26 protein-coding genes and 1 tRNA gene are annotated in these 24,048 nt (G+C 57.4%); 13 read left to right on the forward strand and 14 right to left on the reverse strand.

Annotated features, from left to right (window positions below; genetic code table 11):
- Positions 1 to 75: 75 nt before the first annotated feature.
- The 4 genes from ACP15S_RS17115 to ACP15S_RS17130 form a co-directional block, all read right to left on the reverse strand.
- The gene (locus ACP15S_RS17115; protein ID WP_425040841.1) at positions 76 to 222 is read right to left on the reverse strand and encodes a hypothetical protein; all 147 of its coding nucleotides are present in this window, start codon (positions 220 to 222) and stop codon (positions 76 to 78) included.
- A 214-nt stretch (positions 223 to 436) separates the two neighbouring features.
- Positions 437 to 904: a DUF6497 family protein gene (locus ACP15S_RS17120; RefSeq protein ID WP_425040842.1), complete on the reverse strand. Its 468-nt coding sequence runs from the start codon at positions 902 to 904 to the stop codon at positions 437 to 439.
- Positions 901 to 1,299, reverse strand: coding sequence for a cupin domain-containing protein (locus tag ACP15S_RS17125; protein ID WP_425040843.1), 399 nt, complete (start codon positions 1,297 to 1,299; stop codon positions 901 to 903). The genes ACP15S_RS17120 and ACP15S_RS17125 overlap by 4 nt, the downstream gene beginning before the upstream one ends.
- A gap of 52 nt (positions 1,300 to 1,351) precedes the next feature.
- Complete coding sequence (locus ACP15S_RS17130) at positions 1,352 to 2,884, reverse strand: acyl-CoA carboxylase subunit beta (RefSeq protein ID WP_425040844.1); 1,533 nt, start codon at positions 2,882 to 2,884, stop codon at positions 1,352 to 1,354.
- Between the two features lie 185 nt (positions 2,885 to 3,069).
- Between ACP15S_RS17130 and ACP15S_RS17135 the strand changes: the two genes are divergently transcribed.
- A complete protein-coding gene (locus tag ACP15S_RS17135; protein WP_425040845.1) occupies positions 3,070 to 4,290 on the forward strand; it encodes a multidrug effflux MFS transporter in 1,221 nt (406 codons plus the stop codon).
- Positions 4,291 to 4,331: 41 nt separating this feature from the next.
- Entirely contained in the window at positions 4,332 to 5,732 is a 1,401-nt protein-coding gene (locus tag ACP15S_RS17140) for a helix-turn-helix domain-containing protein (RefSeq protein ID WP_425040846.1), read from the forward strand.
- 6 nt (positions 5,733 to 5,738) lie between these two features.
- Here the strand turns inward: ACP15S_RS17140 and ACP15S_RS17145 are convergent, their stop codons facing one another.
- Positions 5,739 to 5,975, reverse strand: a complete 237-nt coding sequence (locus tag ACP15S_RS17145) for a YdcH family protein (protein WP_425040847.1) — start codon at positions 5,973 to 5,975, stop codon at positions 5,739 to 5,741.
- A gap of 160 nt (positions 5,976 to 6,135) precedes the next feature.
- On the opposite strand from ACP15S_RS17145, the gene ACP15S_RS17150 reads away from it, so the two are divergent.
- A tRNA-Phe gene (locus ACP15S_RS17150) sits at positions 6,136 to 6,210 on the forward strand.
- A 31-nt stretch (positions 6,211 to 6,241) separates the two neighbouring features.
- On the opposite strand, the gene ACP15S_RS17155 is transcribed toward ACP15S_RS17150, so the two are convergent.
- The 3 genes from ACP15S_RS17155 to ACP15S_RS17165 are packed head-to-tail and all read right to left on the reverse strand — an operon-like array spanning position 6,242 to position 7,812.
- Positions 6,242 to 7,354 (reverse strand): tyrosine-type recombinase/integrase, encoded by a 1,113-nt coding sequence (locus ACP15S_RS17155; protein ID WP_425040848.1) that lies wholly within the window; start codon positions 7,352 to 7,354, stop codon positions 6,242 to 6,244.
- Entirely contained in the window at positions 7,354 to 7,590 is a 237-nt protein-coding gene (locus ACP15S_RS17160; protein WP_425040849.1) for a hypothetical protein, read from the reverse strand. Before ACP15S_RS17160 ends, ACP15S_RS17155 begins: the two co-directional genes overlap by 1 nt.
- A 15-nt stretch (positions 7,591 to 7,605) precedes the next feature.
- The gene (locus ACP15S_RS17165; RefSeq protein WP_425040850.1) at positions 7,606 to 7,812 is read right to left on the reverse strand and encodes a hypothetical protein; all 207 of its coding nucleotides are present in this window, start codon (positions 7,810 to 7,812) and stop codon (positions 7,606 to 7,608) included.
- Positions 7,813 to 7,949: 137 nt separating this feature from the next.
- Between ACP15S_RS17165 and ACP15S_RS17170 the strand changes: the two genes are divergently transcribed.
- The 9 genes from ACP15S_RS17170 to ACP15S_RS17210 all read left to right on the forward strand — a co-directional run bounded on the left by ACP15S_RS17170 (position 7,950) and on the right by ACP15S_RS17210 (position 18,002).
- Positions 7,950 to 8,372: a helix-turn-helix domain-containing protein gene (locus tag ACP15S_RS17170; protein ID WP_425040851.1), complete on the forward strand. Its 423-nt coding sequence runs from the start codon at positions 7,950 to 7,952 to the stop codon at positions 8,370 to 8,372.
- 4 nt (positions 8,373 to 8,376) lie between these two features.
- Positions 8,377 to 8,673: a hypothetical protein gene (locus ACP15S_RS17175; protein WP_425040852.1), complete on the forward strand. Its 297-nt coding sequence runs from the start codon at positions 8,377 to 8,379 to the stop codon at positions 8,671 to 8,673.
- 35 nt (positions 8,674 to 8,708) lie between these two features.
- Positions 8,709 to 10,235, forward strand: a complete 1,527-nt coding sequence (locus ACP15S_RS17180; RefSeq protein WP_425040853.1) for an N-6 DNA methylase — start codon at positions 8,709 to 8,711, stop codon at positions 10,233 to 10,235.
- Positions 10,232 to 11,590 (forward strand): restriction endonuclease subunit S, encoded by a 1,359-nt coding sequence (locus tag ACP15S_RS17185; protein WP_425040854.1) that lies wholly within the window; start codon positions 10,232 to 10,234, stop codon positions 11,588 to 11,590. Before ACP15S_RS17180 ends, ACP15S_RS17185 begins: the two co-directional genes overlap by 4 nt.
- A complete protein-coding gene (locus tag ACP15S_RS17190) occupies positions 11,587 to 12,048 on the forward strand; it encodes a hypothetical protein (protein WP_425040855.1) in 462 nt (153 codons plus the stop codon). The genes ACP15S_RS17185 and ACP15S_RS17190 overlap by 4 nt, the downstream gene beginning before the upstream one ends.
- Positions 12,049 to 12,134: 86 nt before the next feature.
- Positions 12,135 to 12,791, forward strand: coding sequence for a DUF6615 family protein (locus ACP15S_RS17195; RefSeq protein ID WP_425040856.1), 657 nt, complete (start codon positions 12,135 to 12,137; stop codon positions 12,789 to 12,791).
- Positions 12,791 to 13,930, forward strand: coding sequence for a DUF4268 domain-containing protein (locus ACP15S_RS17200; RefSeq protein WP_425040857.1), 1,140 nt, complete (start codon positions 12,791 to 12,793; stop codon positions 13,928 to 13,930). Before ACP15S_RS17195 ends, ACP15S_RS17200 begins: the two co-directional genes overlap by 1 nt.
- A complete protein-coding gene (locus ACP15S_RS17205) occupies positions 13,930 to 17,070 on the forward strand; it encodes a type I restriction endonuclease subunit R (protein WP_425040858.1) in 3,141 nt (1,046 codons plus the stop codon). The genes ACP15S_RS17200 and ACP15S_RS17205 overlap by 1 nt, the downstream gene beginning before the upstream one ends.
- Positions 17,071 to 17,414: 344 nt before the next feature.
- Positions 17,415 to 18,002, forward strand: coding sequence for a hypothetical protein (locus ACP15S_RS17210; RefSeq protein ID WP_425040859.1), 588 nt, complete (start codon positions 17,415 to 17,417; stop codon positions 18,000 to 18,002).
- 8 nt (positions 18,003 to 18,010) lie between these two features.
- Here ACP15S_RS17210 and ACP15S_RS17215 read toward each other — a convergent pair whose 3' ends face one another.
- The 6 genes from ACP15S_RS17215 to ACP15S_RS17240 all read right to left on the reverse strand — a co-directional run bounded on the left by ACP15S_RS17215 (position 18,011) and on the right by ACP15S_RS17240 (position 23,017).
- Entirely contained in the window at positions 18,011 to 18,490 is a 480-nt protein-coding gene (locus tag ACP15S_RS17215; protein WP_425040860.1) for a hypothetical protein, read from the reverse strand.
- Positions 18,483 to 18,818 carry an STAS-like domain-containing protein gene (locus ACP15S_RS17220; RefSeq protein ID WP_425040861.1) on the reverse strand — a complete coding sequence of 112 codons (336 nt, stop codon included), beginning with the start codon at positions 18,816 to 18,818 and terminating at the stop codon, positions 18,483 to 18,485. Before ACP15S_RS17220 ends, ACP15S_RS17215 begins: the two co-directional genes overlap by 8 nt.
- Positions 18,815 to 19,951: a hypothetical protein gene (locus ACP15S_RS17225; RefSeq protein ID WP_425040862.1), complete on the reverse strand. Its 1,137-nt coding sequence runs from the start codon at positions 19,949 to 19,951 to the stop codon at positions 18,815 to 18,817. The genes ACP15S_RS17220 and ACP15S_RS17225 overlap by 4 nt, the downstream gene beginning before the upstream one ends.
- A gap of 194 nt (positions 19,952 to 20,145) precedes the next feature.
- The gene (locus ACP15S_RS17230) at positions 20,146 to 21,699 is read right to left on the reverse strand and encodes a relaxase/mobilization nuclease domain-containing protein (RefSeq protein ID WP_425040863.1); all 1,554 of its coding nucleotides are present in this window, start codon (positions 21,697 to 21,699) and stop codon (positions 20,146 to 20,148) included.
- On the reverse strand, positions 21,693 to 22,121 hold the full coding sequence (locus tag ACP15S_RS17235) for a plasmid mobilization protein (RefSeq protein ID WP_425040864.1): 429 nt from the start codon (positions 22,119 to 22,121) through the stop codon (positions 21,693 to 21,695). Before ACP15S_RS17235 ends, ACP15S_RS17230 begins: the two co-directional genes overlap by 7 nt.
- A gap of 44 nt (positions 22,122 to 22,165) precedes the next feature.
- The gene (locus ACP15S_RS17240; RefSeq protein ID WP_425040865.1) at positions 22,166 to 23,017 is read right to left on the reverse strand and encodes a hypothetical protein; all 852 of its coding nucleotides are present in this window, start codon (positions 23,015 to 23,017) and stop codon (positions 22,166 to 22,168) included.
- A 364-nt stretch (positions 23,018 to 23,381) separates the two neighbouring features.
- Here ACP15S_RS17240 and ACP15S_RS17245 point away from each other — a divergent pair, with 364 nt between their 5' ends.
- Entirely contained in the window at positions 23,382 to 24,035 is a 654-nt protein-coding gene (locus ACP15S_RS17245) for a tyrosine-type recombinase/integrase (protein ID WP_425040866.1), read from the forward strand.
- Positions 24,036 to 24,048 lie beyond the last annotated feature (13 nt).

Consider the following 24,048-nt stretch of genomic DNA (forward strand, 5'->3'; position numbering starts at 1 on the left):
CCTCGCAGCGGCGGAGGTGTCAGGCAGGCGGTTTGAGGGAGGACGGGCCCGAAAGCCCGTCCCCTGTATTTGGTCTTACTTGTATTTTCCGGTGTAGACGGGCTCTGTTGAGATCGGCTCCGGATCAACGACGATAAACTCTTCCTGCTGCGATTCACGTGCGCAAGCGGAAACGGCCACAACGAGGCCAGCCATCGCCAGGAGCTTGAGGCTCTTCGACATGTTTTACTCCTGTCAGTCAAAACAGGCGCGCTTGTGGACAAACCGGCCAAGCGCACCTGCAACTTTTGATAGGTCACTAGGGTGTAACCAAGATCAAGAGTAGCGGATAAGCTCCCGAAAATATACGTTTTCTCGAGTTGCCCACAGGGCTGTGGCGCGCAGGCATCAAATTCCGCTCGCGCTTTGCGTCCCGCCGCTACATCTTGTGGATGCATCAGTATAGCTCCCAGATGCAGCGGCCGTTTTCGATGCGATAAACCTCGAAATACTGCGCGACCTCGGCATTGATTTCGCCAAATGACAGCGGAGCGGCTGATAAAGAGACAACAATGCGGTCTGGAATTTCGCTCAAGCCATCGCGTTTCGGCAGGGCATCTGTTTCGCACAGAAACGTCATGTCCTCGAGAATCGCATCAATGTCCTGCGGCGCGTTCACATGTGGAGCGACGTAGCGGGCGCGCAGAACGCTGCCTTCTGTGTCTGCGTCCTCAAGGTACTCCAGCACCGTGACATCATGGCCTGACGGCACAGTGAGCGGTGTTGCCCAGATCGGTGCGGCGATACTGGCGAGCGTCAGGAATAATCCGCAGCCCCAGCCCCTTTGCAGGGCTCCTCCCGCCGGGGCTGCGCAGCATGCACAGGACAGGCCGTGTGCCGCTGTATGTCCGGGCGCGCTGATCATGGCGCGTCCTCTTCGTGCGTTTCAAACTCTGCGGGGCTTGTGATCTCGATCAGTTCCATATCGTCGGAATGCCGGACCTCACGATGCTTGATCCCCGGCGGTTGCAGAACGCAGGAGCCTTCACGAAGCAGATGTTCTCTGCTGTCTTCATATTCAAAGACCACCCACCCTTTTGTGACATAGACCATCTGGAAATCCAGCGTATGGCTGTGCCAGGCTGCAGGACTTTCCATACCGGGAACTGCGCGGATCACATGCGCACCATAGGCCCCGCCCGTTGCTTCAGTGATGCCAAGTTGACGGTATTCAAAGAACGGCCGCAGCCCTGCGCCCTCGAACTTCCCGTCATCGGCATGGGCAATGGTGAACGCTTGGTTTTTCCATAGCTTGGGCATGGCTTAAGTCTCGGTTGGATCGTGTTGCTCGCGGATCTCGGGCAGTCAGGCGTCAGAGCGGGATGTTGTCGTGCTTCTTCCAAGGCATGGACTGCTTTTTCTTGCGAAGGGCTGCAAAGGCGCGTGCGACGCGTTTGCGTGTCGAACGGGGCTGGATAACCTCATCGATGAACCCGCGCTCGGCGGCCACGAAGGGATTGGCAAATCGGTCTTCGTATTCAGCAGTATGGGCCGCGAGCTTCTCGGGATCGCCCAGATCAGCGCGATGGATGATCTCTGTTGCGCCTTTGGCGCCCATGACGGCGATTTCGGAGGTCGGCCATGCGTAATTCACATCCGCGCGGAGGTGTTTCGAGGCCATAACCACGTAGGCGCCGCCGTAGCTCTTGCGGGTGATGAGCGTCACCTTGGGAACGGTCGCCTCGCCATAGGCAAACAGCAGTTTCGCACCGTGTTTGATGACGCCGCCGTATTCCTGGCTTGTGCCCGGCAGGAAGCCCGGAACGTCAACAAGGGTCAGGATCGGGATCTCGAAGGCGTCGCAGAAGCGCACGAAGCGTGCGGCTTTCCGGGCGCTGTCGATGTCGAGGACACCGGCCAGAACCATGGGCTGGTTTGCAACGACGCCCACAGTCTGGCCTTCGAGGCGGATGAAGCCTGTGATGATGTTCTTGGCGTAGTCTTCCTGAATTTCGAAGAAATCAGCCTCGTCGCCGATCTTCAGGATCAATTCCTTCATGTCGTAGGGCGTGTTCGGGTTTTCCGGAACCAGCGTATCGAGGCTGGGCTCTATGCGCAGTGGATCGTCGAAGAAAGGGCGCACCGGGGGTTTTTCGCGGTTGCTGAGCGGCAGAAAGTCAATCAGCCGGCGCGTCTCGGCAATGGCTTGTACGTCATTTTCAAAGGCTGCATCTGCGACGGAGCTCTTTTTGGTGTGGGTTGAGGCGCCGCCGAGTTCTTCTGCTGTGACCTGCTCGTTCGTTACGGTTTTGACGACGTCGGGGCCGGTCACGAACATGTAGGAGCTGTCTTTCACCATGAAGATGAAGTCGGTCATCGCCGGCGAATAGACCGCACCGCCCGCACAGGGCCCCATGATGAGCGAGATTTGCGGCACAACCCCGGAGGCCATGATATTGCGCTGGAAGACTTCGCCATACCCTGCGAGGCTATCGACGCCTTCCTGAATGCGCGCGCCGCCGGAATCGTTGATCCCAATGACCGGCGCGCCGTTTTGCATGGCCATATCCATGATCTTGCAAATCTTCGACGCATGCGTGGCCGAAACCGAACCACCCAGCACAGTAAAATCCTGGCTGAAGACATAAACCATGCGACCGTTGACCGTGCCCCATCCGGTGACAACGCCGTCGCCTGCCGGGCGGTTTTTCTCCATGCCGAAATCAGTGCAGCGATGGGAAACAAACATATCGTATTCTTCGAAAGATCCTTCATCGAGAAGTAGCTCGATGCGTTCGCGGGCCGTGAGCTTGCCTTTGGCGTGCTGACTGTCGACGCGCTTTTGTCCGCCGCCTTGCCGTGCGCTGTCGCGACGGTTCTCAAGCTCTGTCAGGATATCTTTCATGTGGGGCGTCCCTTTTGATCTCAGCTTGGGCCGCACCATACTGGCGACGAGGGGCGCTACAAGAAAATTTGGGCAAATTTGCAAATCAGTCTTCTAGACCGCATGCAAATTTGCAAATCTGTTAAGTTGATCGCCGGGGTGACGCTTTGGTGGACAACGGTCCGGCCGGGACGTAGCACAATTGAATGAAACAACCGCCAATCGTACGTTTTCTTGACCCTACGACAGCGCCGCACATCGCGACGCTCATCCTGTTGTCGGGCATGTCCGCCCTTGTGATGAACATTTTTCTGCCGTCGCTGCCGCGCATGACGGCGTATTTTGAGACTGATTACCGCCTGATGCAGCTTTCTGTCGCAGTCTATCTCGGCGTGAATGCCGTGCTTCAGCTGATCGTGGGGCCCCTGTCGGACAAGGTGGGGCGGCGGCCTGTGGTCTTGTATGGTGTTGCCTTGTTTGTGCTGGCGACCATCGGGTGTTTGCTGGCGACCAATGTCTGGATGTTTCTTGCGTTTCGCATGGCGCAGGCGGTCGTCGTTGTGGCGATGGTGCTGTCGCGGGCGGTGGTGCGAGACATGGTCGATCAGGATCAGGCCGCGTCGATGATCGGGTATGTCACCATGGGCATGGCGGTCGTTCCAATGATTGGCCCGGCCATCGGCGGTGTCCTGGATGAGGCCTTCGGGTGGCAATCCAGTTTCGTGTTGCTGGCGCTTCTGGGCTGTTTTGTTCTCTGGCTGTCATGGCGCGATCTGGGGGAGACCCACACGCCGTCCGGGCAATCCATGTGGCGGCAATTCGCGGAATATCCCGAGTTGCTGCGCAGCCCGCGCTTTTGGGGCTATGCGCTGGCCGCGGCCTGTTCGTCAGGCGCCTTCTTCTCCTATCTCGGCGGCGCGCCATTTGTCGGGTCAGAGGTTTTTGGTCTGAGCCCTGCAGTGCTGGGCTTTTTCTTCGGCGCGCCTGCGATGGGCTATTTCCTTGGCAATTGGATGTCTGGCCGGTTTTCCGCCCGGGTCGGGGTCAATCGCATGGTCCTGTGGGGCACCTATATCAATGCGGCTGGCATCATCTTGTCGATCACTTGTTTCTCTCTGGGGTTCGGGACGCCGCTCGTGTTTTTCGGCTGCATGACGTTTGTCGGTCTCGGCAATGGGATGTCCATCGCCAATGCGACCGCCGGTTTGTTGTCAGTTCGGCCTCACCTGGCGGGAACGGCGAGCGGTCTTGGTGGCTCGATCATGCTGGGCGGCGGGGCGTGCCTCTCGGCGCTGGCTGGTGCGCTTCTTGCGCCCGAAACGGGGGCTTGGCCGCTGCTTTGGCTGCAATTGGCGACGGCATTGGCGGCGATTGTTTCTATTTGGTCGGTGATCCTTCGCGAGAGACAGCTGGGCATTGGCCGCTGAATTTGCAAACATGCGCGGGCGTGATTGCAAAGGATGCTAATGTGGCAGTACAGAAACTCTACGCCGGGGCAAAGCTGCGTGAAGTGAGGACGCGTCTGGGACTGACGCAGAAAGACTTCGCGGCCAAGCTTGGCGTCTCCTTGCCCTACATCAACCAGATGGAGAACAACAACCGGCCGCTGAGCACGTCTGTCGTTCTCGCCCTGGTTCAGGAATTTGGCTTTGATGTTGCAGAGCTGAATGCGGGAGAAACAGAGCGGATCGTATCGGATATGCGCGAGGTCTTCGCGGATCCGCTGTTCGGGGAGCAGGGGCCAGCGCTGGCCGATCTGAGGCTGACCGCGTCCAATGCCCCAACAGTCGCTCGTGCGATCCTCGAGCTGCACGCGGCCTATCGTCAAACCCACGAACGTCTTGCCTCCCTCGACGCCGCATTGGGGCGGGAAGGGGGCGCGACCCTACAGCTGAGCGCGTGGGAAGAGGTTCGGGATTTCTTTCATTATTGCGACAATTACATCGACGCCGTGGATCGTGCGGCGGAACGTTTCGCCGAAACCGCGCCGCGCGGTGATGTGGCGGAAGCGGCCGAGACATGGTTGGCGCGTCAGGGGGTTAGAGTTGAGTACCGCGATACCCAACAGCTGCGCCATTTTGATCGGCATGCCGGACTTCTGACGCTATCGATGCGCACCGCCCCTGAGACGCGGGTGTTTCAGCTTTTGTTGCAAACAGCCCTGTTGTCGCAGCATCAGTTGTTGCAGGCCACGCTCGATCTGGCACGGTTTCAATCCGACACGGCACGAGACATCGCCCTGATTGGTTTGGCCAACTACTTTGCTGGTGCCGCGCTCATGCCCTACGGTGCGTTCCTGCAGGCCGCGCGGGAGACGCGCCACGATCTGGAACGGCTCGCGACGCGGTTTGGCACCTCGATCGAACAAGTGGCCCACAGGCTTTCGACGCTGCAGCGCCCCGGGGCCAAAGGCATTCCCTTTTTCTTCGTGCGTGTGGATCAGGCGGGGGCCATCACGAAGCGCCATTCTGCAACGCGCTTGCAATTCGCGCGCTACGGTGGCGGCTGCCCCCTTTGGAACGTGCACCGTGCGTTCGAGACACCGGGCCGGTTTCTGAGGCAGCTGGCAGAAACGCCGGACGGGGTGCGTTACATCTCCATTGCGCGGGACATCTCCAAATCCGGTGGCAGCTACGGTGCGCCGGTGCGTCGGTATGCGATGGCGTTGGGTTGTGAGATCACACATGCGCAAGCGCTGTGTTATGCGGATGATCTCGATCTGGGGGCAGAGGCGACGTTTGAACCAATCGGTATCTCGTGCCGCATTTGTGAGCGGGTGGGATGTCATCAAAGAGCGATCCCCCCGCTCGAACAGCAGGTGCATATCAACCCCGATCAACGGGATATTCTGCCCTACCGATTGACGTGATGTGGTTTACTTGGACAGAGCCTGCCAGATGGCGTCTTTCAGCGCGGCGCGCCGTTTGCGAAGATCGGTCTCGGCTAGTTGCTCCATGGGTTCCACATTTGTTTCCGCGCGATGAACGGCTCGGTTGAGGTCGTGGTATTCATCGGCCAAACGGGCGAAATGCGCGTCGGATTGCTTCAGTTGCGAAATCAATTCCGCCTTGTCGGGAAATTCGGCCACCAGATCGTGTGGTGTATGTGACATTTCGCTCCTCCATTCTGTTGTTGCTGGCTTATCATTGGCGCGAGTCGGCTCCGGCGCCATGATGCGGATCAAACCACGCAGGTTTTGGGAAAATCCCTCTGGACACCGGATAGGCCTGCGTCTAGAACGCGGCTCACCCGAAGGCGTCGCCTTCTCCCGTGCCCGGGTAGCTCAGGGGTAGAGCAGTGGATTGAAAATCCTCGTGTCGGTGGTTCGATTCCGCCCCCGGGCACCATTTAACAAGCTGATATAATTGTTTTTTCTGCTCATGACTGATCCTCGTTTCGGTCAGGTTTGACGCTTTTCTGCAAAGGTTTGACGCTTGCGGCCCGCCTTCGGTTCTCTTCTTCCAATGTCGCCATGGTCTCGCGGTTCTTGTCGGCAAGGTTCGCAGAGCGCGAATAGTGCCGGGCCATGGACGGTGTTTTCTGCCCTAGAAGGTCCGCGATGCGGCGTTCGTCTAGGCCTGCTTCGCGTAAAGTCGTGGCAACCGTGTGCCGCAAGCCCTTGAGGGTCAGGCCTTTTTCGATAAGGCCTTCATTCTCAAGGGCGGATTTGAAGCGGTGCCAGACAGTTGAAAAGCCGTTGTAGGTCCATGCTTCGCCACGCGAATTGGAAAGAACGGTTTCGGCATCGTGATCCGGCATACGGCCAAGAGCAGCCTGCAACGTCGGACTAACCGGAATCGCGACCTCTTCGCCCGTCTTGCCGCGCACGCCCCAGATCGTGCCGTCATCAACCTGATCCTTTCGCAATCGAAGAGCGTCGGATGGATCGAGGCCGGTGTTCATCATCAAGGCAAGGGCCACGCGCACATGAGGCTTGGCCTTGCCGAGGACCGTATCGCGCTCTTCGATGGTCCAGGGCCGGTTAGCATAGGCGCGGTCGCGTGGTCGGCGCTTCGGGATCACGTCTTTCGCAAAGTTCGCCGAGATCAGACCCTTCGGAATGTTGTAGCGAAAGACCTCGCTCAGAAGCGTGCGCACCATGTTTGCCCGCCGCCAACCGATCTTCTTCGCGGCCTTGTCGTGAATGCCAGCAATCAACGGCGTATCGATCACATGGATTGGCGTGTCACGGATCGCTTCAAGGAAGTCCGCGCACTTTCGGTAATCACGTCGCGTGGCTTCGGCCAAGTTTTGATAGTGCTCGGTTTCAAAGTAGGACTGGATCAACCCACCAAGCGTTCCGGCTTTCGGTGCCTTCGCCCGCTGTGCCTCGGCGATGGCACGGATCGTCTCGCATTCAGCGAAGAATTCAGCGGAACCAATGGGCGCGTGGGTAAGGTCAACCTTGTGGCCGGTCTCGCGGTGATAGCATCGTTGTTTGCCGTGCCGGTCCTTGAAAATCTTGAATCCTTTGACCCGCACCTGTGTCATCAAAGGCGGTCCAGAATGGTTTCGCGGGTGTCTGTCAAGGAACCTGACTTCACATCATCAATCCAGAGATCGAGATCACGGCGATCCCAACGAAGTGCACCTTGCATCAACTCAACGGGGCGCACCGGACAAGCGGCCTTGAAATGCTTAACCGGCAACCCGGCATAGCTCGCAGCCTCGGACTGCTTCAGCATGCGCTTGTCGATCACGCTGATATTGAGATTGGTCGTCGCCATGGCCTGACACCCCCGTCAACTCGCCGCCGAACCCTCGGCCCCTTTGACCCTTGTCGCGTTCTTCTGAAACCGTTCCCAGCCGCTCATCGTCAGCATCTTGGTCTTCGATGAAATCTCCACGAACTCCAGTTTCCCGGTGTTCATGAGTGCGCGAATTTGCGCAGGACTGAGCCCGACGATCTCGCTGAGTTGTTTGGGAGAGAGAAGACGTTCCTGGGTCAATTTCAGCCTCCACTGCTGGATATGAATGGAATCGCTTGTTCCGCACCTTTTGACATGCTCAGATGGCAATAGGATAGGAATAACGTCATTTTGTGCAGTTTCGCTCGTTATGACGGTTGCGTCAATGGGAACCTCGTATGCCGCAGGACAATAGGTCAGTTTTCGCTTCTATGGGCGCGCGCCTAGCTATCGCGCGCAATGAAGTCGGCCTGACGCAAACAGCCATGGCGGAGGCGATTGGCGTCTCTCATCGGGCCTATCACAGCTACGAAAAAGGCCAGCGCGGGTTGCCTGTCGAGGCCCTCGTGGCGATGGCGGATCGGTTCGAAGTCGACGCCGCGTGGATATTGCTTGGAACCAGGGCTGTCCGCGCGGCGCATGACTTCGAGGCGCTGAAGCGGATCGAGACTTCGCTCGATCAGCACCTGAATGAAGAAGACATCAAAATAAAGAGTGAAAAGCGCGGCGCAATTGTCGCGCGTTGGTACCAGTCGCATGTCGAGGGGCGGGAAGTAACGGATGATGACGTTCACACTTGGATCGAACTCGTAAGGGAGTAAGCAAATGCAAAAACCAAGCGACCAATGGAAGAAACTGCGCCGGGCCTCTTTGGAGCGCGTGCGCCGCAATATCGTTGCACCACTGGAGCCGCTCCATCTAGTCTTGCTAGCGGCTAGTGCGCTCTATCTAATCGGTTTTCTAAGGCTGACCTTCGCGGGTCAACCCTATGACTTTACGTGGATATCCGGTGCAGGCATCCTCGCCATGGCTCTCTCCGGCCTTCTAGTGCCAATCCTAACCGGCTCCGTCCTAACGCTGCATTTTACCAGCCGAAGGCTTGACCGCCTGATATCCAACTGACGACCCAATTTCATACCGAGTAGAAAGAATTTCGAATGGCAGAACGCATTGAAAAGACCCTCTTCGCCGCCGCTGATAAGATGCGCGGGGCGATGGACGCGGGCGAATACAAACACGTTGCCCTGGGCCTTCTCTTCCTCCGCTATGTGTCTGCCGCGTTCGAAGCCAAGTGGGCCGAATTCGCCATGGATGAATACATCGACCTCGAAGACCCCGAAGAATACGAGGCCGAAAACATCTTCTGGGTGCCTGAAGAGGCCCGCTGGGACCGGCTCGCCGCCAATGCAAAGGCAAACGACATCGGCGTGCAGGTGGACGACGCCATGCGCGAGATCGAGAAATCGAACCCCTCGCTGCAGGACGCTCTGCCCAAGGTCTTTGGCCGCGCCAACCTCGACCGGGCCATCGTCACCGGCCTGATCGAGATGTTTACCAACCTTGAACTGCACGGCACCAAATCCGACTTCGACCTGATCGGGCGCATCTATGAATACTTCATCGGGGAATTCGCCTCGTCCGAGGGCAAGCGCGGCGGCGAATTCTACACCCCCAAATCTATCGTCTCGATCATGGTCGAGATGATGGAGCCGACCCATGGCCGCGTCTATGATCCGTGCTGCGGCACCGGCGGCTTCTTCGTCCAGTCCGAGAAATTCATCGCCGCCCATCAGGGCCGGGTCGATGACATCGCGGTCTATGGGCAGGAACGTAACCACACCACCTTTCGCCTTGCCCGTATGAACCTTGCCATCCGGGGTATCTTTGGCGATCTGCGCTGGAACCAGGAGGGCACGCTGACCCGCAACGCCTTCCCGGATGAGCGGTTCGACTTCATCCTCGCGAACCCGCCCTTCAACATTTCCGACTGGAACGGCGAGGCGCTGCGCGAGGATCAGCGCTGGCGCTTTGGCGCGCCGCCGACCGGCAATGCGAACTTTGCCTGGATGTCCCATATCCACCACCACCTTTCCGCCAATGGCATTGGCGGGGTGGTCATGGCCAACGGGTCGATGTCATCCATGCAATCGGGCGAGGGCGACATTCGCAAAGCTATGGTCGAACAAGACGCGGTGGATTGCATGGTGGCGCTGCCGGGGCAGTTGTTCTTTGGCACGCAGATCCCCGCCTGCCTGTGGTTCTTGGCCAAGGACAAATCCAACGGCACGGCGGCAGGCGGCACGCTGCGCGACCGGCGGGGCGAGGTGTTGTTCATCGATGCGCGCAAGATGGGCGCGTTGATCGAAGGATCGCGCAAGCAAAAGGAACTGTTAGAGGACGAGATCGCCAAGATCGCCGCCACCTACCACGCCTGGCGCGGGGAGGAGACAGATGAGCCCTACGCCGACGAGCCGGGGTTCTGCGCTTCCGTCAAGGTCGCGGAAATCGCCAAGCACAATTACGTGCTGACCCCGGGCCGCTATGTGGGCGCAGGCGCGGTGGAGGAGGACGACGAGCCGTTTGAGGAGAAATTCGCGCGGCTGCGGGCCGAGTTGCAGGGGCATTTCGAGGAAGGTCGACGGCTGGAGGCCGAGATCGAGGCGCGTTTGGGGGGCTTGGTGTGAGCGAGTGGCAAAAGGCTACCATCGGTGACTTGATCGCATCTGGCGCTATTCAGGTTCACAAGGATGGAAATCATGGTGCCAATTACCCAAGAAGTAGTGAGTTTGTGCAAGACGGCCTACCATTTCTAACCGCCAAATCACTCGATGATTGGCGCGTCGATGTAAGCGGTGCGCCTAGGCTATCTGTCGAAAAAGCAAGTTCTTTTCGGTTTGGCTTTGTGCAAGAAAACGACGTTTTGCTTTCGCACAATGCTACCGTTGGTAGGGTCGCGATAATGCCCGCGTTCGACGGAGAGGCCGTCATCGGCACTTCTTTGACGCATTTTCGAGTGAACGATAAAATTCTACTACCGGAGTTTTTAGCGTACTATTTTTCGTCGTCCGAATTTCAAACAAACATAAGTTCTGTGATGTCGCACACGACGCGCAATCAGGTGCCTATTACAGAACAGAGACGGCTTTGGATTCGACATCCTCCAGTCCATGTACAGCGCGACATAGTAGGCGCGATCAGGCCACTGTTTGATAAGATCGAGGCGAACCGGAAGGCGGCGGCCTGTCTGGAAGAGATGGCGCGGGCGCTCTATCGCTCGTGGTTCGTCACGTTCGACCCCGTCCACGCCAAATCCCAAAACCGTCCCCCCGCCCACATGCCCCCCACCACCGCCGCCCTCTTCCCCGACGGCTTCGGCGAAAACGGCTTGCCGGAGGGGTGGGCCCTGGAGCCGATTGGAAAGCACGTCCTTGCCACCAAAGGCCTCAGCTACAAAGGCGCGGGTCTTTGTGGCCCAGAAGGCGGTGTTCCCTTGCACAATCTGAATTCGGTTCTCGAAGGCGGCGGCTACAAATACGAGGGGATCAAACACTATTCAGGCGACTTCAAAGACCGCCATTTGGTCCGCCCCGGGGACCTGATCGTTGCCAACACAGAACAAGGTTTCGACCATCTCTTGATCGGGCACAGCGCGCTGGTGCCAGAGTCCTCTGGATCATCCGGTTTGTTCAGCCACCATCTCTATAAGGTCGAGCCGCGAGACGGCTCTCCTTTGTCGCGAGAATGGTTGTATCTGGCACTTTCGGTCGCACCTCTTGGGACTGTGATCCGTTCGTATTCCAACGGGACAACGGTCAATATGCTGCCCGCTGATGCTTTCGAACTCCCGCTCGCCATCGTGCCGCCGGAGGAAGTCGTAAGCGCAATGAGCGAACTGGTGAGACCTTGGTTCGGCAAGCGAGATGCAATTATCGCCGAAAACCAAACCCTCGCCACCCTCCGCGACACCCTGCTGCCCCGCCTCATGTCCGGCAGCCTGCGGGTCAAAGCTGCTCAAGTCGAAGTGGAGGCGGTTTTATGAGCGCACCGAAACCTTATGACGTCTACGCTCCGTTCCTGATGGCCGAGGCGGACCCGGAGGTGGACTATTTCCATCCCATCCAACGCTTCGCCGCAGAGCGCATTGAGGCGCTAGCCAAACGCGTCATCATCCGCCTGCAACGGCTCGACGCATCAGGGATATTCGAGGGCGAGGCCCAAGGCATCAAAACCGTCTGGGACGAATGGTGCTGGTATCAAGAGAAGTACGACAGCGACACCGGCATGCTGTCTTGGGCTGCGGAAGAAATCCTCGACGGAATGATCGCTGGCACAGTCTCCGTACTCCCCCATTCCGAAGCCGTCCTGATCAGCTGCGGCGTCTGCGAAGACCAAGCCCACATGCCCGCCCGCAGCGACGACGACATCTGCGCAGTCGTGCGGGAGGTTGTGACAGAGGCGGCGAGCAAGCGATCCATGGATCGGTTCGAGGTTTGGTGATGGCTGCATCGATCACTCTCCGTGACTATCTCCGTGGGCGAGCTGCTTGGGTTTGGAACGAGCAAGGTCATGCTTTCAAACAGGGTTTGGCCCTTCAGGAAGAAACGCTGACCGAAATGCTCTTGCTGCGCATGGCGCGCGATCACGCCAAGCACGGACTAACCGTGACCATGTTCAACAAGACTGAGGAAGGCATCAACGGGGCGGATTGGGAATGGATCGTCCGTACGCCTTGGTGCGATCTGGGTTTGCGCGTTCAGGCCAAGCGGCTCTACCATTCCAGCAAAGGTTCGGACTATGGCGGTCTTGATCCGGCGTCAGGACAATCCGCCAAATTGATTGCCAATGCTGGGACTTGCATCCCGCTCTATGTCTTCTTCAACCACGACCACGGTTCCAACTCCAAGCTGTTGCATGGCGGCGGCGAGTATCCCTATCGCGGGCGAAGCTATTGGGGGTGCTCTGTCGCCTGCGCCAAGAAGGTTGCGGCAGAAAAGTCCAATGTTCTGAGCAAGCTAAAGAAGCATATGAAGCCGTGGCATCGCCTGGTCACAAGTTCTGGCAAGTGTGATGCCAAATCGGCCTTGGGTATCGACCTTGGCGAAGCGGAGCGTTCAATGCCGCAGGACAGACGCGAGGTTTTCGAGCGTATCCGCGAGCGTGATTTCATGTCGCAGTATATTCTTCAGCGCGACCTAGCTGGTGTCGCGATCTTAGATTTTTCCGATTTCAGAGGTGATTGATGTTCCGCGTTGATTTGACCCAAAACCGATTGTCCCGCCTTGTCCAGAAACGCTTTGCCGATCTGAACCTGCGGGAGCGGGACCACTTGCAGGAATGGCTGGCCAACCAGCCCGACGCGCTCGGCGAAGAGCTGTTGATCATCCAGAAGGAGTTCGACGGCTTTGACGAGACGCGCGAACGGCTGGACCTGTTGGCGCTCGACAAGGACGGCAATCTGGTTGTGATCGAGAACAAGCTCGATGACAGCGGGAGGGACGTGACGTGGCAGGCGCTGAAATACACGGCCTATGTCTCGGGGCTGACCAAGACGCAGATCGTGGATATCTACCAGCAATACCTCGACCGCTACGAAGGCGGCGGCAACGCGGCGGTTCGGATTTGCGAGTTCATGGAAGTTGAGGAATTGGAGGAAACCGTCCTCAACCCCGGCAATGATCAGCGGATGATCTTTATCGCCGCCAACTTTCGGCGCGAAGTGACGGCAACGGTGCTTTGGCTGCTGAGCCGGGGCATCCGTGCGCAGTGCTTCAAGGTGACGCCGTTTTCTTTTGGTGAAGAGTTGATGGTGGACATCCAGCAGATCATCCCGACGCCGGAAGCGGCGGATTTCATGATCGGGATGTCGAGCAAGGAGAACGAGGAAAAGGCGGTTCAGGACACGCAAAGAAAACGAGACAAGGTACGCTTGGATTTCTGGGAAGCGACCCTAGAGCAGATGTCCCGTGATGGTGTTAGCTTGTTTGCCAACATCAGCCCTGGTCGTGGGCACTGGCTCAGCGCAGGGTTTGGTGTGCGTTCATGTTCATTCCAGTTGATTTTCTTGCGCAAAGAAGCGCGCGTTCAGTTGAGTTTAGATCGCCCCAACAAAGCAGAAAACAAGTGGTTGTTTGACCGGTTATTTGCTCAGAAAGAACAAATCGAAGCTGAATTTGGCTCGGAGTTGATTTGGAGGCGCATGGACGGAAACAAGCAGAGCTTGATTGTTTTTGAAGCTGAGTTTGATGGTGACAACAGGGATATGTGGCCCGAGATATCGAGGTGGTTGTCGGAACACATCAGCAAGCTGGAAGCAGCACTCAGTCAACGGACCTCCCAATTACAAATCCCGAACGATCTTCCAGATTTGGAGGTTGTCTGATGGCCTTTGCTTCCGAAGACGATCTCGAACAATGGGCGCTGGAAGAGTTGCAGAGCTTGGGTTTTGCCTATCAGCATGGTCCTGAACTGTCCCCTGAGAACGACACGCCCGCGCGGGAGAGTTTCCGCGAAGTGCTGCTCCTTGGACGGCTTGATGAAAGCCTGCGACGGCTGAACCCGGACCTGCCGGATGACGCGATCCGGGCCGCACTCAACAAGGTGCGCGACACCGAATTTGCCGGTGACCTGATGTCGGAAAACCGGCGTATCCATGAGGTTCTTGTGGCCGGTGTCCCCGTATCGTGGTTCGAAGGCGGGACTGAGCGTTCAGATATTGCGCACCTGGTCGATTGGGAAAACCGCGAGAACGATTGGTTGGCGGTCAATCAATTTGAGGTGGTCGGTCAGACAGCGCGGCGTCCCGACGTCATTCTGTTCCTCAACGGCCTTCCTCTCGTCGTGGTCGAATTGAAAGGAACAGAGAGCGGAAGCCTCAAAGGGGCCTACAACCAGATCGAAACCTACAAGACGCAGGTTCCAGACCTGTTCCGGACGAACGCATTCAACGTCATCTCGGAAGGGGTCACTGCGCGGTTCGGCTCGCTCTCTGCAAATTATGATCGCTTTATGCGTTGGCGCACGGTCGATGGTGACACGCTGGTCGAGGATGGCTCAGCCCTGGCTTTGCAGACACTCATACGAGGTCTTCTCGATCCGGTCGTCATTCTGGACATGCTGCGGTTCTGCACCGTCTTTGAGGATGAGGGCAAAGGCCCCGTCAAGAAGATCGCGGGTTATCATCAGTTTCATGCTGTGCGGAAAGGCGTTGCCGCAGTCGCCCGCGCCCGTGGGAACGATGGACGTGGCGGCGTGATGTGGCACACGCAGGGTTCCGGCAAGTCCTTGCTGATGGCCTTTCTCGGTGGCCGCTTGATGCGAGACCCCAGGCTGGAAAACCCGACTTTGGTTATCATCACGGACCGCAACGATCTGGACAATCAGCTGTTTGCAACGTTTTCGCGATGCTCCGCCTTGTTCGGTGAAATGCCCGTTCAGGCAGAGGACGTTCCAGATCTTCGGAAAAAGCTAGGAGATCGCAAGGTAGGGGGCGTGATCTTTGCCACGATACAAAAGTTTCGACCGGAGAAAGGGCACACAGATTTCGGACTACTGACCGACCGCTCGAATGTCATTGTCTTTGCGGATGAGGCGCACCGTTCGCAGTATGGTTTTGATGCAAAACTGAACCGGGAGACTGGTGAGACCAAGTATGGCTTTGCGCATCATTTGCGGACCGCCTTGCCCAATGCTGTTCATGTCGGCTTCACTGGCACACCTATTTCGCTTGTTGGTGCGGACACGCAGGCGGTCTTTGGTGACTACATCGATGTCTATGATATCGCCCAAGCTGTCGCCGATGGGGCAACCGTGCCCATCTACTACGAAGGCAGAGTTGCGAAGATCGAGATGAGCGAGGAAGCCGACGATCTGCTCGACGCAGAATTCGACGAGATCATCGAAGACGCCGAAGCGGATGGAGCCGTTTTCGATGAGGACGCCAAAGGCTCCATGACGACCAAGTGGACGCAAATCGAAAAGCTGGTTGGCTCCGAGAAGCGTCTCGACGCAGTTGTTTCAGATATCTTGGATCATTTTGATGCACGCCTGGAGGCTATGGACGGCGGCAAAGCAATGATTGTCTGCATGTCACGCCGTATCTGCGTTGAAGTGTACAAGCGGATCGCTGCGGCGAGACCTGATTGGCATTCAGACGAGGATGGCGCAGGCGCAGTAAAGGTTGTCATGACCGGAGCCGCGCAAGACCCCGCTGACTTCCAGCCGCACATAAGGTCTAAGGCTCGTTTGGAAACCCTGAGAACCCGATACCGCGATGCGTCCGACGGCCTGAAGCTGGTGATTGTGCGAGACATGTGGCTAACGGGATTCGATGCGCCTTGTATGCACACCTTGTACGTCGACAAGCCGATGAAGGGGCACGGCCTTATGCAGGCTATCACGCGCATCAATCGCGTGTTTGGGGCCAAACCTTCTGGGCTTGTTGTGGACTACATTGGTCTTGCGGGAGACCTCAAGAAGGCTCTGAAGCACTATTCGAATGCGGACCAGAAGCAGACAGGCGTAGACCAAGGCGAGGCCGCCCACGCGTTGCTGACCCAGTTGGACGTCATGAGATCGATGTTCCATGGCATTCCCTACATGGAGGCAGTCAAGGGAAGCGCCGCGGACAGAATTCGAGCGCTTCCCATGGCTATTGAGCATGCGTTGACACTCAAAATTGATGGTCAAGAGCCCAAGGATCGCCAAGCTTCAAAGAAGCGTTTCATGACCGCCGTTGCGGGCTTGGTTAAAGCATTCAGGATTGCTTCTGGAACGTCGGAAGCACGGGAGGTCAAAGACGAAGTTGGTTTTTTCATCGCAGTTCAAGCAGCAATACGAAAAATGGATGCTTCGTCGAGCAAGGCCAGGACGACCGAGGAGGCAGAACTGGCAATCGCTCAGTTGCTCAATCGGGCCGTCGCTTCGACCGAAGTGATCGACATACTCGAAGCTGCGGGCGTGGACACTCCGGACCTCAGCGTGCTGAGTGAGGACTTCCTGATGGGACTACAAAATAGCCCCCATAAGAATCTTGCGGTTGAGGCTCTGAAGAAGTTGCTGAACGGTGAGATCAGTTCGCGGACTCGAACCAACAAGGCCCAGAACGAAGCGTTTTCCAAACGTCTTCAGGATGCGATGGCACGATACCACAACCGAAGTATCGATGCGATTCAAGTGATCCAAGAAATGATTGAGATGGCCAAGGAACTTCAGTCGCAGCCTGAAGATGGGCTGTCCGCCGAAGAGGTCGCCTTCTATGATGCTCTCGCACAGAATGACAGTGCGGTGCAGCTGATGGGTAACGAAGAGCTGCGCGTGATAGCGCAGGAGCTTGTGAACGCGGTGCAGAGTACCTCGTCGGTCGACTGGTGGCGTAAGCAAAATGTGCGCACCAAGATGCGTGTTGTTATCAAGCGCATTCTGCGTAAGCACGGTTTCCCCCCAGACTTGCAGTCAGAGGCGGTGAAAAAGGTCGTGAAGCAAGCTGAAGTCCTGGCTCGAGAGATGCCGCGAGCGGCATAGAGCAGGGAAGACTCGAAGTGACTTTAAGTTGTCAATTGACAACTTAAAGAAAGAGACCTATTTAATGTCCAGAAAGTCGCACAAGTCCAAGGAGATTGAGGCGGTCTTGCGCGAACTGGAAGCCTTGGGTTGGACTGTCACTCTACGTCCGGGGCGCGGTCATGCCTGGGGCCTGATCCGGTGCCCGAACAATGATCCTGACTGCCGGTGCGGTGAGTTTTGTCAGATGGGTGTCTGGTCGACGCCTCAAAATCCGGGTCGCTTTGCGCGGCAATTGAGAAGTCGGGCGCTAGGTTGCACGAGGCTCAACGACACGAACGAAGGCCAGCAAGAGGATGAATAGTATGGCAGAAATCGAGTTCGAACTGATTTTCGCCCTTCCAGAGGGTGAGCATGAAGCGTTCGATCTGATGGACGCGGTCTTCGAGGCTGGCTTCGAGGATGCCATCGTCGGCACTGGTGTGCCTGGCATGCTTGGCGTTGCGCTGGAAGCGGTGAGTGATCGCGAGGAGGATGCGATCCTCAACGCGGCGCGGGCAATCCAAAAACAATTGCCCGAGGGCTCGGTTCTGCGGGAAGTGCGGCCTGACCTCGTCAGCTTGGCCGACGTTGCCAAGCGGTTGGAGGTGACGCGCCAGTCTCTGCAAAAGCGCAAGATGCCCCCGGCCAGCCAGGGCGGGCTGTTCCGGATGGAAGAGGTCGCTGTGGTCATCATGGACGCGGCTGAAGGCAAGGGCACTGGAGCGCGCAAAGGGCGTTTTGCGGTCGACAAAGCGGGAAAGTGGCTGAGTGCGGGGAAACCGGCGCGCCGGGTGAACGCAGGCCTCACCGTTGGTGCGATTGACGGGGCGACTCTCGAAGTGCGTGAGGATGCCAAGCAATTAATCTTTGGGGATGCGGTAAACGCTGCAGCGCGAGCCGATACGATTTGACCGATTACTCAGTACCAAGGATACGGCAACCGGGCCTTTTTGAGCCGAACTTCCACTAACAGCGACATAAGGTGCTTTTCCATTTCGGAAATAACAGCGTGATCCTTTTTTCGGTCTGACTGCTGAAAGGTGCCTCCGGTAATTACGTTTGAAAGCCGATTCAGCCTTATGTCGAGGTCACGCGTTGTCTGAAGATCATTATCAAACAGTTCCAAATACAATTCTGGGACGGTATCGCATAATGCTACAAGGCGAGCTCCTGCGGCCTTCTGCTCCTCACATTCGTCGACGGACCAATAGCCAACTGCTAATTCACGAATTTCGTCAAGTGTCTCTACGATTAGGTTCTCAAGAGTATCCCTCGAAGATGCCTTGTGATCAACGCGCTTGCTCAGAAATGAGAAAACGTGTTTGGCTACCGCACCCGCAAGCCCGCCCAGGAAGGCGATAACGAAAATACCAAGGCCTTGACCTATCGTCTCAAGCAACAGCTTTGTCTTTAGCTTCTTGAATATACTGCCAAATCTGATCGATGTAGCGTTTCTTTCGAGGCTCAGTCGTCGTAATGGCGAGTCGCTGCTTCAATACTTCGTAAGAGAAGCCGTCTCTTACAAGACCACCAAAAGCTTCTTCTAGAAACGACGAAGGGTAGCCGACCGCACCATCGAGATTGATAGTGATCTTGTCTTCGTTGCTACCGAGAAACTTCTTTAAGATTTCATCACGAAAACGCTCACCCGTCCGGTTGCCATCTTTCGGATGATATCGTCCTGCAGGTACACGAGAAAAATCCTCTGCGATGTTAACAATCATCATGCCGCCTCCGCCAAGTTGTCCTGAAAGCTCTGGATCGGGAAGACCCATTCGATCAGTGTACCCCCTATATGGTGCTTAAGAGGTAAAGAAACAGTATCATATCCGTCCGCTAGTGTCACTTGTGCTTGACCGCTCGTGATCCGAAGTTTTGAGCCAGCTACTTCGCTTACCGGAGCCTGGATGTCTTTGAAGCCTTTGCCGCGCTTCTCATCGCCGGTTCGAGTCCTGGCTGACTCGAGCGCGGCCTTGACCATTATCTCCTCAGGTGTATCGACCATTTTTGTCAATTTTCCCAGAATGTTACCTATGGTGACTTCTATGCTCTCAACAAGGCCAGAAGTTGGCAAGGTCTTGGCGATTCCATGCCCCTGATCATAGATGATCACCTTAAGCTCTGAACGGTCCGCGTCCATGATAGCCGCTGCCCACCAGCGCTTTCCACAACTTGGATATTCGAGCGAGTAGTTGCTGATGTATGCGTGATTTGTCGCGTTGAGCATCGCTTCAGCCATACTGCTGTGGACAAAATCCGTCGTTTGAAACTCTGAGAATATCTTTCGCACAGAACGCTCGAAGCCTAGAAATTTCTCCTCATCGCAGTTCAAGCCAGACATCAATGGAATTGCGGTGCGATGGCCGTGAACCGCGCAGTTGGCTTCGATGATCGAATGTGAACCGCGATGATCGCCGATTAGGCGGAAAACCCCTAGTTGTCGCAGTAATGAGATCGGCTCGCTATCGTCCTCAACCTTGCCTTGGTAAAAGAGTTCATCACCAGCAATGCGCCGCAACCGGTCAATCTCAGCGGCAAATATTATGGCGCAGCGGACCGAAATTTCTTCCAGTCCGTCCAAACCAATCGAGTAATGGACCGGAGTGGTTTTCCGGTACTCCCGCCTCTTCATGATGTGCTTCGATAGCTGCTTCAATTGGAGGAAGAACTCGATGGTCTCGTCAAAGTTCCGGTCAATCGAAAGAACCTTTGGGCAATCAAAACTTATGACACCACGAAAGGCCGCCGGAAGTCGTTGCAGCTTTCCACGCAAGATGTCCTTTCGAACTCTCGCCCTAAGTGAGCGACGTCCAGCCAGCCTAAGTCTCTTTGCTTTTGCCTCTTGGGATTCAAATTTCATACAAACAACTCATTTCCTTACAAAAGCGTCAAACAAAGGCAACTTGCAAGAATTCAACTCAACAGGGAAGGGCCTTCGCTGAAGGAACGACATAATTGTGCCGCGAGTATTTGCACTGGCTAGGTTTTCGCCTTCACGATGAATCAAAGGTTCGATCCAAAGGGGCGGTTTCACGAAACTATCAAATACACGCCCTAGTGCCGCAACCCCCGCTCCGCATGCGCCTCCTGGCTGTCTAGCTGTTCCTCAACCTCTCGGCGGCGGCTTTCGCTAAGGTCAAGCTCTGCTGCAAGCTCTCGTCCAGCGTCTTGTAACTCGCCTCGTCGTTCAGCAATCCGCTCAAGGCCTTCATGGATGCGGCTTGTGAACGAATGAGCAAGGTCACGCAGTCTTTCAAACCAGCCAGTTCCCTCTCGATCCTGCCGGTCGAGCGTGTCTCCAAGGCGGTCAAATCCTTCGCGGAGGCCTCTGAGGCCGTCACCAACCGCTCGACGCAGGCGAGCAAGTCGCGTTCCAAGGCTGTCAGTTGGGTCATCTAATCCTCCTCGATCCGAATGCAGGTGACGTGTCTCTCGCCCATCGTGCAGGTCCGCAGACGCGTCTTCGATGGGTCCAGGATCAGCCAGGTCCCCTCGGGCCGCTCGATCCGCGTCAGGCCCATTTCCGTCAGTTCCGAGCGCGTCAAATGTACCGTCCAGAAAAAGCTCGCGGCCATCATCGAGGCGATCCCCGTCAGCACCATCGCCGCGATCAGCCAGGGCGAGATCGTCAGCCACAGGCGGATCGACCTCAGCCGCGTCTCGAAGATGCTCGTGGTCTCGGTCTGGAAGCGGCGCGTATCGCTCGCGATGGTATGCTGCGCGGCGCCCACAATGTTCCTCAAATCGATCCTGAAGCTCTTGAGCTGGGACGAAATCGAGGCGACGTGTTCCTGCCTGATCTCGTCGAGCTCCGCGTTCAACTTCTCGCTCAGCCGGGTCGGCTTGCCAGTCTTCATGGAAAATCTCTCCTTTCAGCCGCCAGCGCTCGCCAGTCTCGGGGTCGCGGGCGGTGATGTAGGCCTTGCCGGTACGCGGCAGGTCGAAGCCTGCGTCGGTGAGTGCGTCGATCATGGACGCGCGGTCGGTGATCAGGCCCATGTCGATTTGGTCCTGTATCCAGGCATGCAGCTCGTCGCGGCCTTGGGCGCGGGTCGGGGCCTCGACGGTGTCTCGGACCTCCTGCGCGCGATCGACATCCATCGGGTCAGCCCAACCGTGGCGCTGGTTCATCACGTCTCGGAGGCTGTCATAGGCGTCCTGGTAGCCCGGTGGCGCGATGTTGAGGCTCTTGCCCGTCGTCAGTTCCAGGCGCGGCGTGCAGAAATGAAGCTCGACCCGGCCTTCGTGGCGATGGCGGACCCAGAGCACCTCATATTGCTCAGGGTCCAGCCCCGCGAAGGCCAGCCGCTCGAACTGTTCCATGACCTCGGCCTGCTGGTCCTCGGTCGGGTTGTCGCTATCGGCAAAGCTGATCACGCCCGCGCGGTAGGTCCACTGGTGGCGGCTGGCGTCAATCAGGGTTTCAGTGCGTTCCGGGTTGCCGCGCAGGACCTCGGGCAGCGGATCACGGGTGACGGTCATGGGCTGGCCGTCGGCATCGCGGATCAGGTCGCGGTTGCCGTCGTAAGCCAGCACGCGCTCGGCCACGAGGTAGCCGACCGGCCCCGCCCCCGCGCCTTTGCCGTTGGGGAAGAACTTGATCAACACCGCCGCGCCTCATCGAGGAGGGCGGCAAGCTGGCGTTCGATCACCACAAGGCGGCGGGCAACGGTCAGCGAGTCGAGGTCCGTGCGCCCGATCTTCATGGCGTGGTTCAGCCAACGTGCAATCTGGTTGAGGTTGCCGCCGATGCGCCCGACCGCCAGCACATGTGCTGGATCGACGCGGGGAATTGGCTTGCGGCGGCGCGCTTCGGTCAGGCCAAGCGCCTCGCGCAGAAGCGTCGAGGCAGGCATACCAGCGGCCTCGGCCTTGGCGCGCAGCTGCGCCTTCTCGGACGCGGTGCAGCGTAAGACGAAGGTCTCGCTCAGCGGCTCTTTGGCGGGGGCTTTGCCCTCGCCGGTGGGGTTCGAAGGGGAGGCTTGCCGCCCCTCGCAAGGCCCCGTGTCAGCTGCGTCAGCGTATGACATGGGTCGCCTTGCTGTTTGCTCTTCGGTGGGATCGGTTGCGGTCATCATCTGAGGCCTGCCGCCTGGATTTGCGTCTGTGTCACCAGTTCAGCGGCCAAGAGTGCATCGATCTGGCCGGGAGTGATGTGGCGGCAAAGGGGGTGTTTGCCCGTGACCCAATTGGCCAAGCCTGCGAGCATCTGAGCTTCCTTCGCCTTCGCTTCATCTCGGCACTTGGCGATGTCCTCGACATAGGCGCGCCAGCGCCCGGACCTGAACCAGTTGTCCGAGAAGCAGACTTTCGAGCGGGTGAAGCCCGCGCTCTCGGTCGCGTAGGTCTTCACGGCCTGCAACAGGTCCTCGACCGCTATCCCAGCGTCCAAAGCCTCCCTGATCCGACTGAGACACTCAGCCTTCCCGCGCAACCGGTCCGGCGGATAGGCCCCCAATATCTTCTCAGCCTCTTCATCCTCCGCCGCCTCGCGCTCGCGCGTAGGGGGTTTAAGGATGGTTTTAGGATGGTTTGGGGGCCGTGGTGGCCCCGGTACCCCGGCCACTGTGGCCCCCGTTCCGGGGCCAGTCTGGACGGGGTCCACTGTGGCCCCCGTCTCAATCTCGGGCTCAGCAGTCAGTTCCAGTGCCTCGATCTGGGTGAGATCGATCCGGTAAACGACTGTGAATCCATTCTTGCACCCGCGTGCGCCGGTCTCGACTAGGATGCCTTCCTTCAGGAAGTCGCGGATTGTCCGCTTGACCGTCGTCTCGCCCAACTCTGTGTGCCTCTGGATCGTTCCCTTTGAACACCAGATGCCAGAACCGTCATCACTCGCCTTGTCCGCAAGGAACATGATGATCTGCTTGCGCGTCGCACTCCCGAACTTCCGCTCCGCACACGCATTCGCCACCCGCCAGCTCATCGGATGGCCTCAGAGCGGAGGTTTGACAATTCGCCGCTAAGTGATTGATGCGCCGTGTTGGGTTTGACAGATTTTTGGAACCTAAGCGGTTGAGCGTAATCAATAAGCTTCGGTTTGAAAATCCTCGTGTCGGTGGTTCGATTCCGCCCCCGGGCACCACAACATCCCTCACCATGTTTGCCATGCTTTCCATAGTGACCTGTTTTCAATGGGTTAGCCTGTCAACGCATTTCCCATGCTTGCCATCCAGATCATAGTTATCCACATTTTGTTGATATGATCGTTGGTATTTTCAGAACCCGGCTCATAGCTCCCCGTAAGTTGGATACCAACATACCAACAAACGGACATCAAAGGAGCAAATATGTCATTAAGTGCAACGCAAGTGAAAAACATCAAACCCGGGCCGAAGCCTGTGAAGCTTTCGGACGGCGGGGGCCTCTACCTTCTCGTAAATCCCAAAGGGAGCAAGTTGTGGCGCATGAATTACCGTCATCTTGGCCGCCAGAAGACCGCGTCTTTTGGCCCGTTCCCGTCTGTGACCCTCGCTGAAGCACGGGAACGTCGTGAGGAAGCAAAGCGGGTGCTTCGCGCCGGACAGGATCCCGTTGAGCATTCAAACGCGGTGAAAGAGGCTTCTGCCAAAGCTCTGGCGGCGCAGGAAAACGTAACCAAGCGGACTTTTGAAGCTTTGAGCCTCTCGTTCATTGCGAAGCGCACACGTGAGAAGGCTTCGTTCAAGACACTGCAGAAATACGACTGGCTTCATCGTCTCATTCTGACGGAGATCGGGCACATGGATCCGATGGAAATCGAGCCGCCGCATCTCCGCAACCTTTTGTTGCGTTTGGAAGCTGAAAACAAGCTCGACACGGCACATCGTGCCAGAGCTTATGTCGGGCAGGTCATGCGGCATGGGATTGCTGCAGGACTGGCTACGAGGGACCCGAGCCCGGATCTGCGCGGTTTGGTGGCCTCACCGAGACCGAAAAATCATGCCGCAATCAAAGCCCCTTAGCTCTTCGGCGAGT

The sequence above is a fragment of the Primorskyibacter sp. S187A genome (genome assembly GCF_049800955.1).
Lineage (GTDB): Bacteria > Pseudomonadota > Alphaproteobacteria > Rhodobacterales > Rhodobacteraceae > JAKVBH01.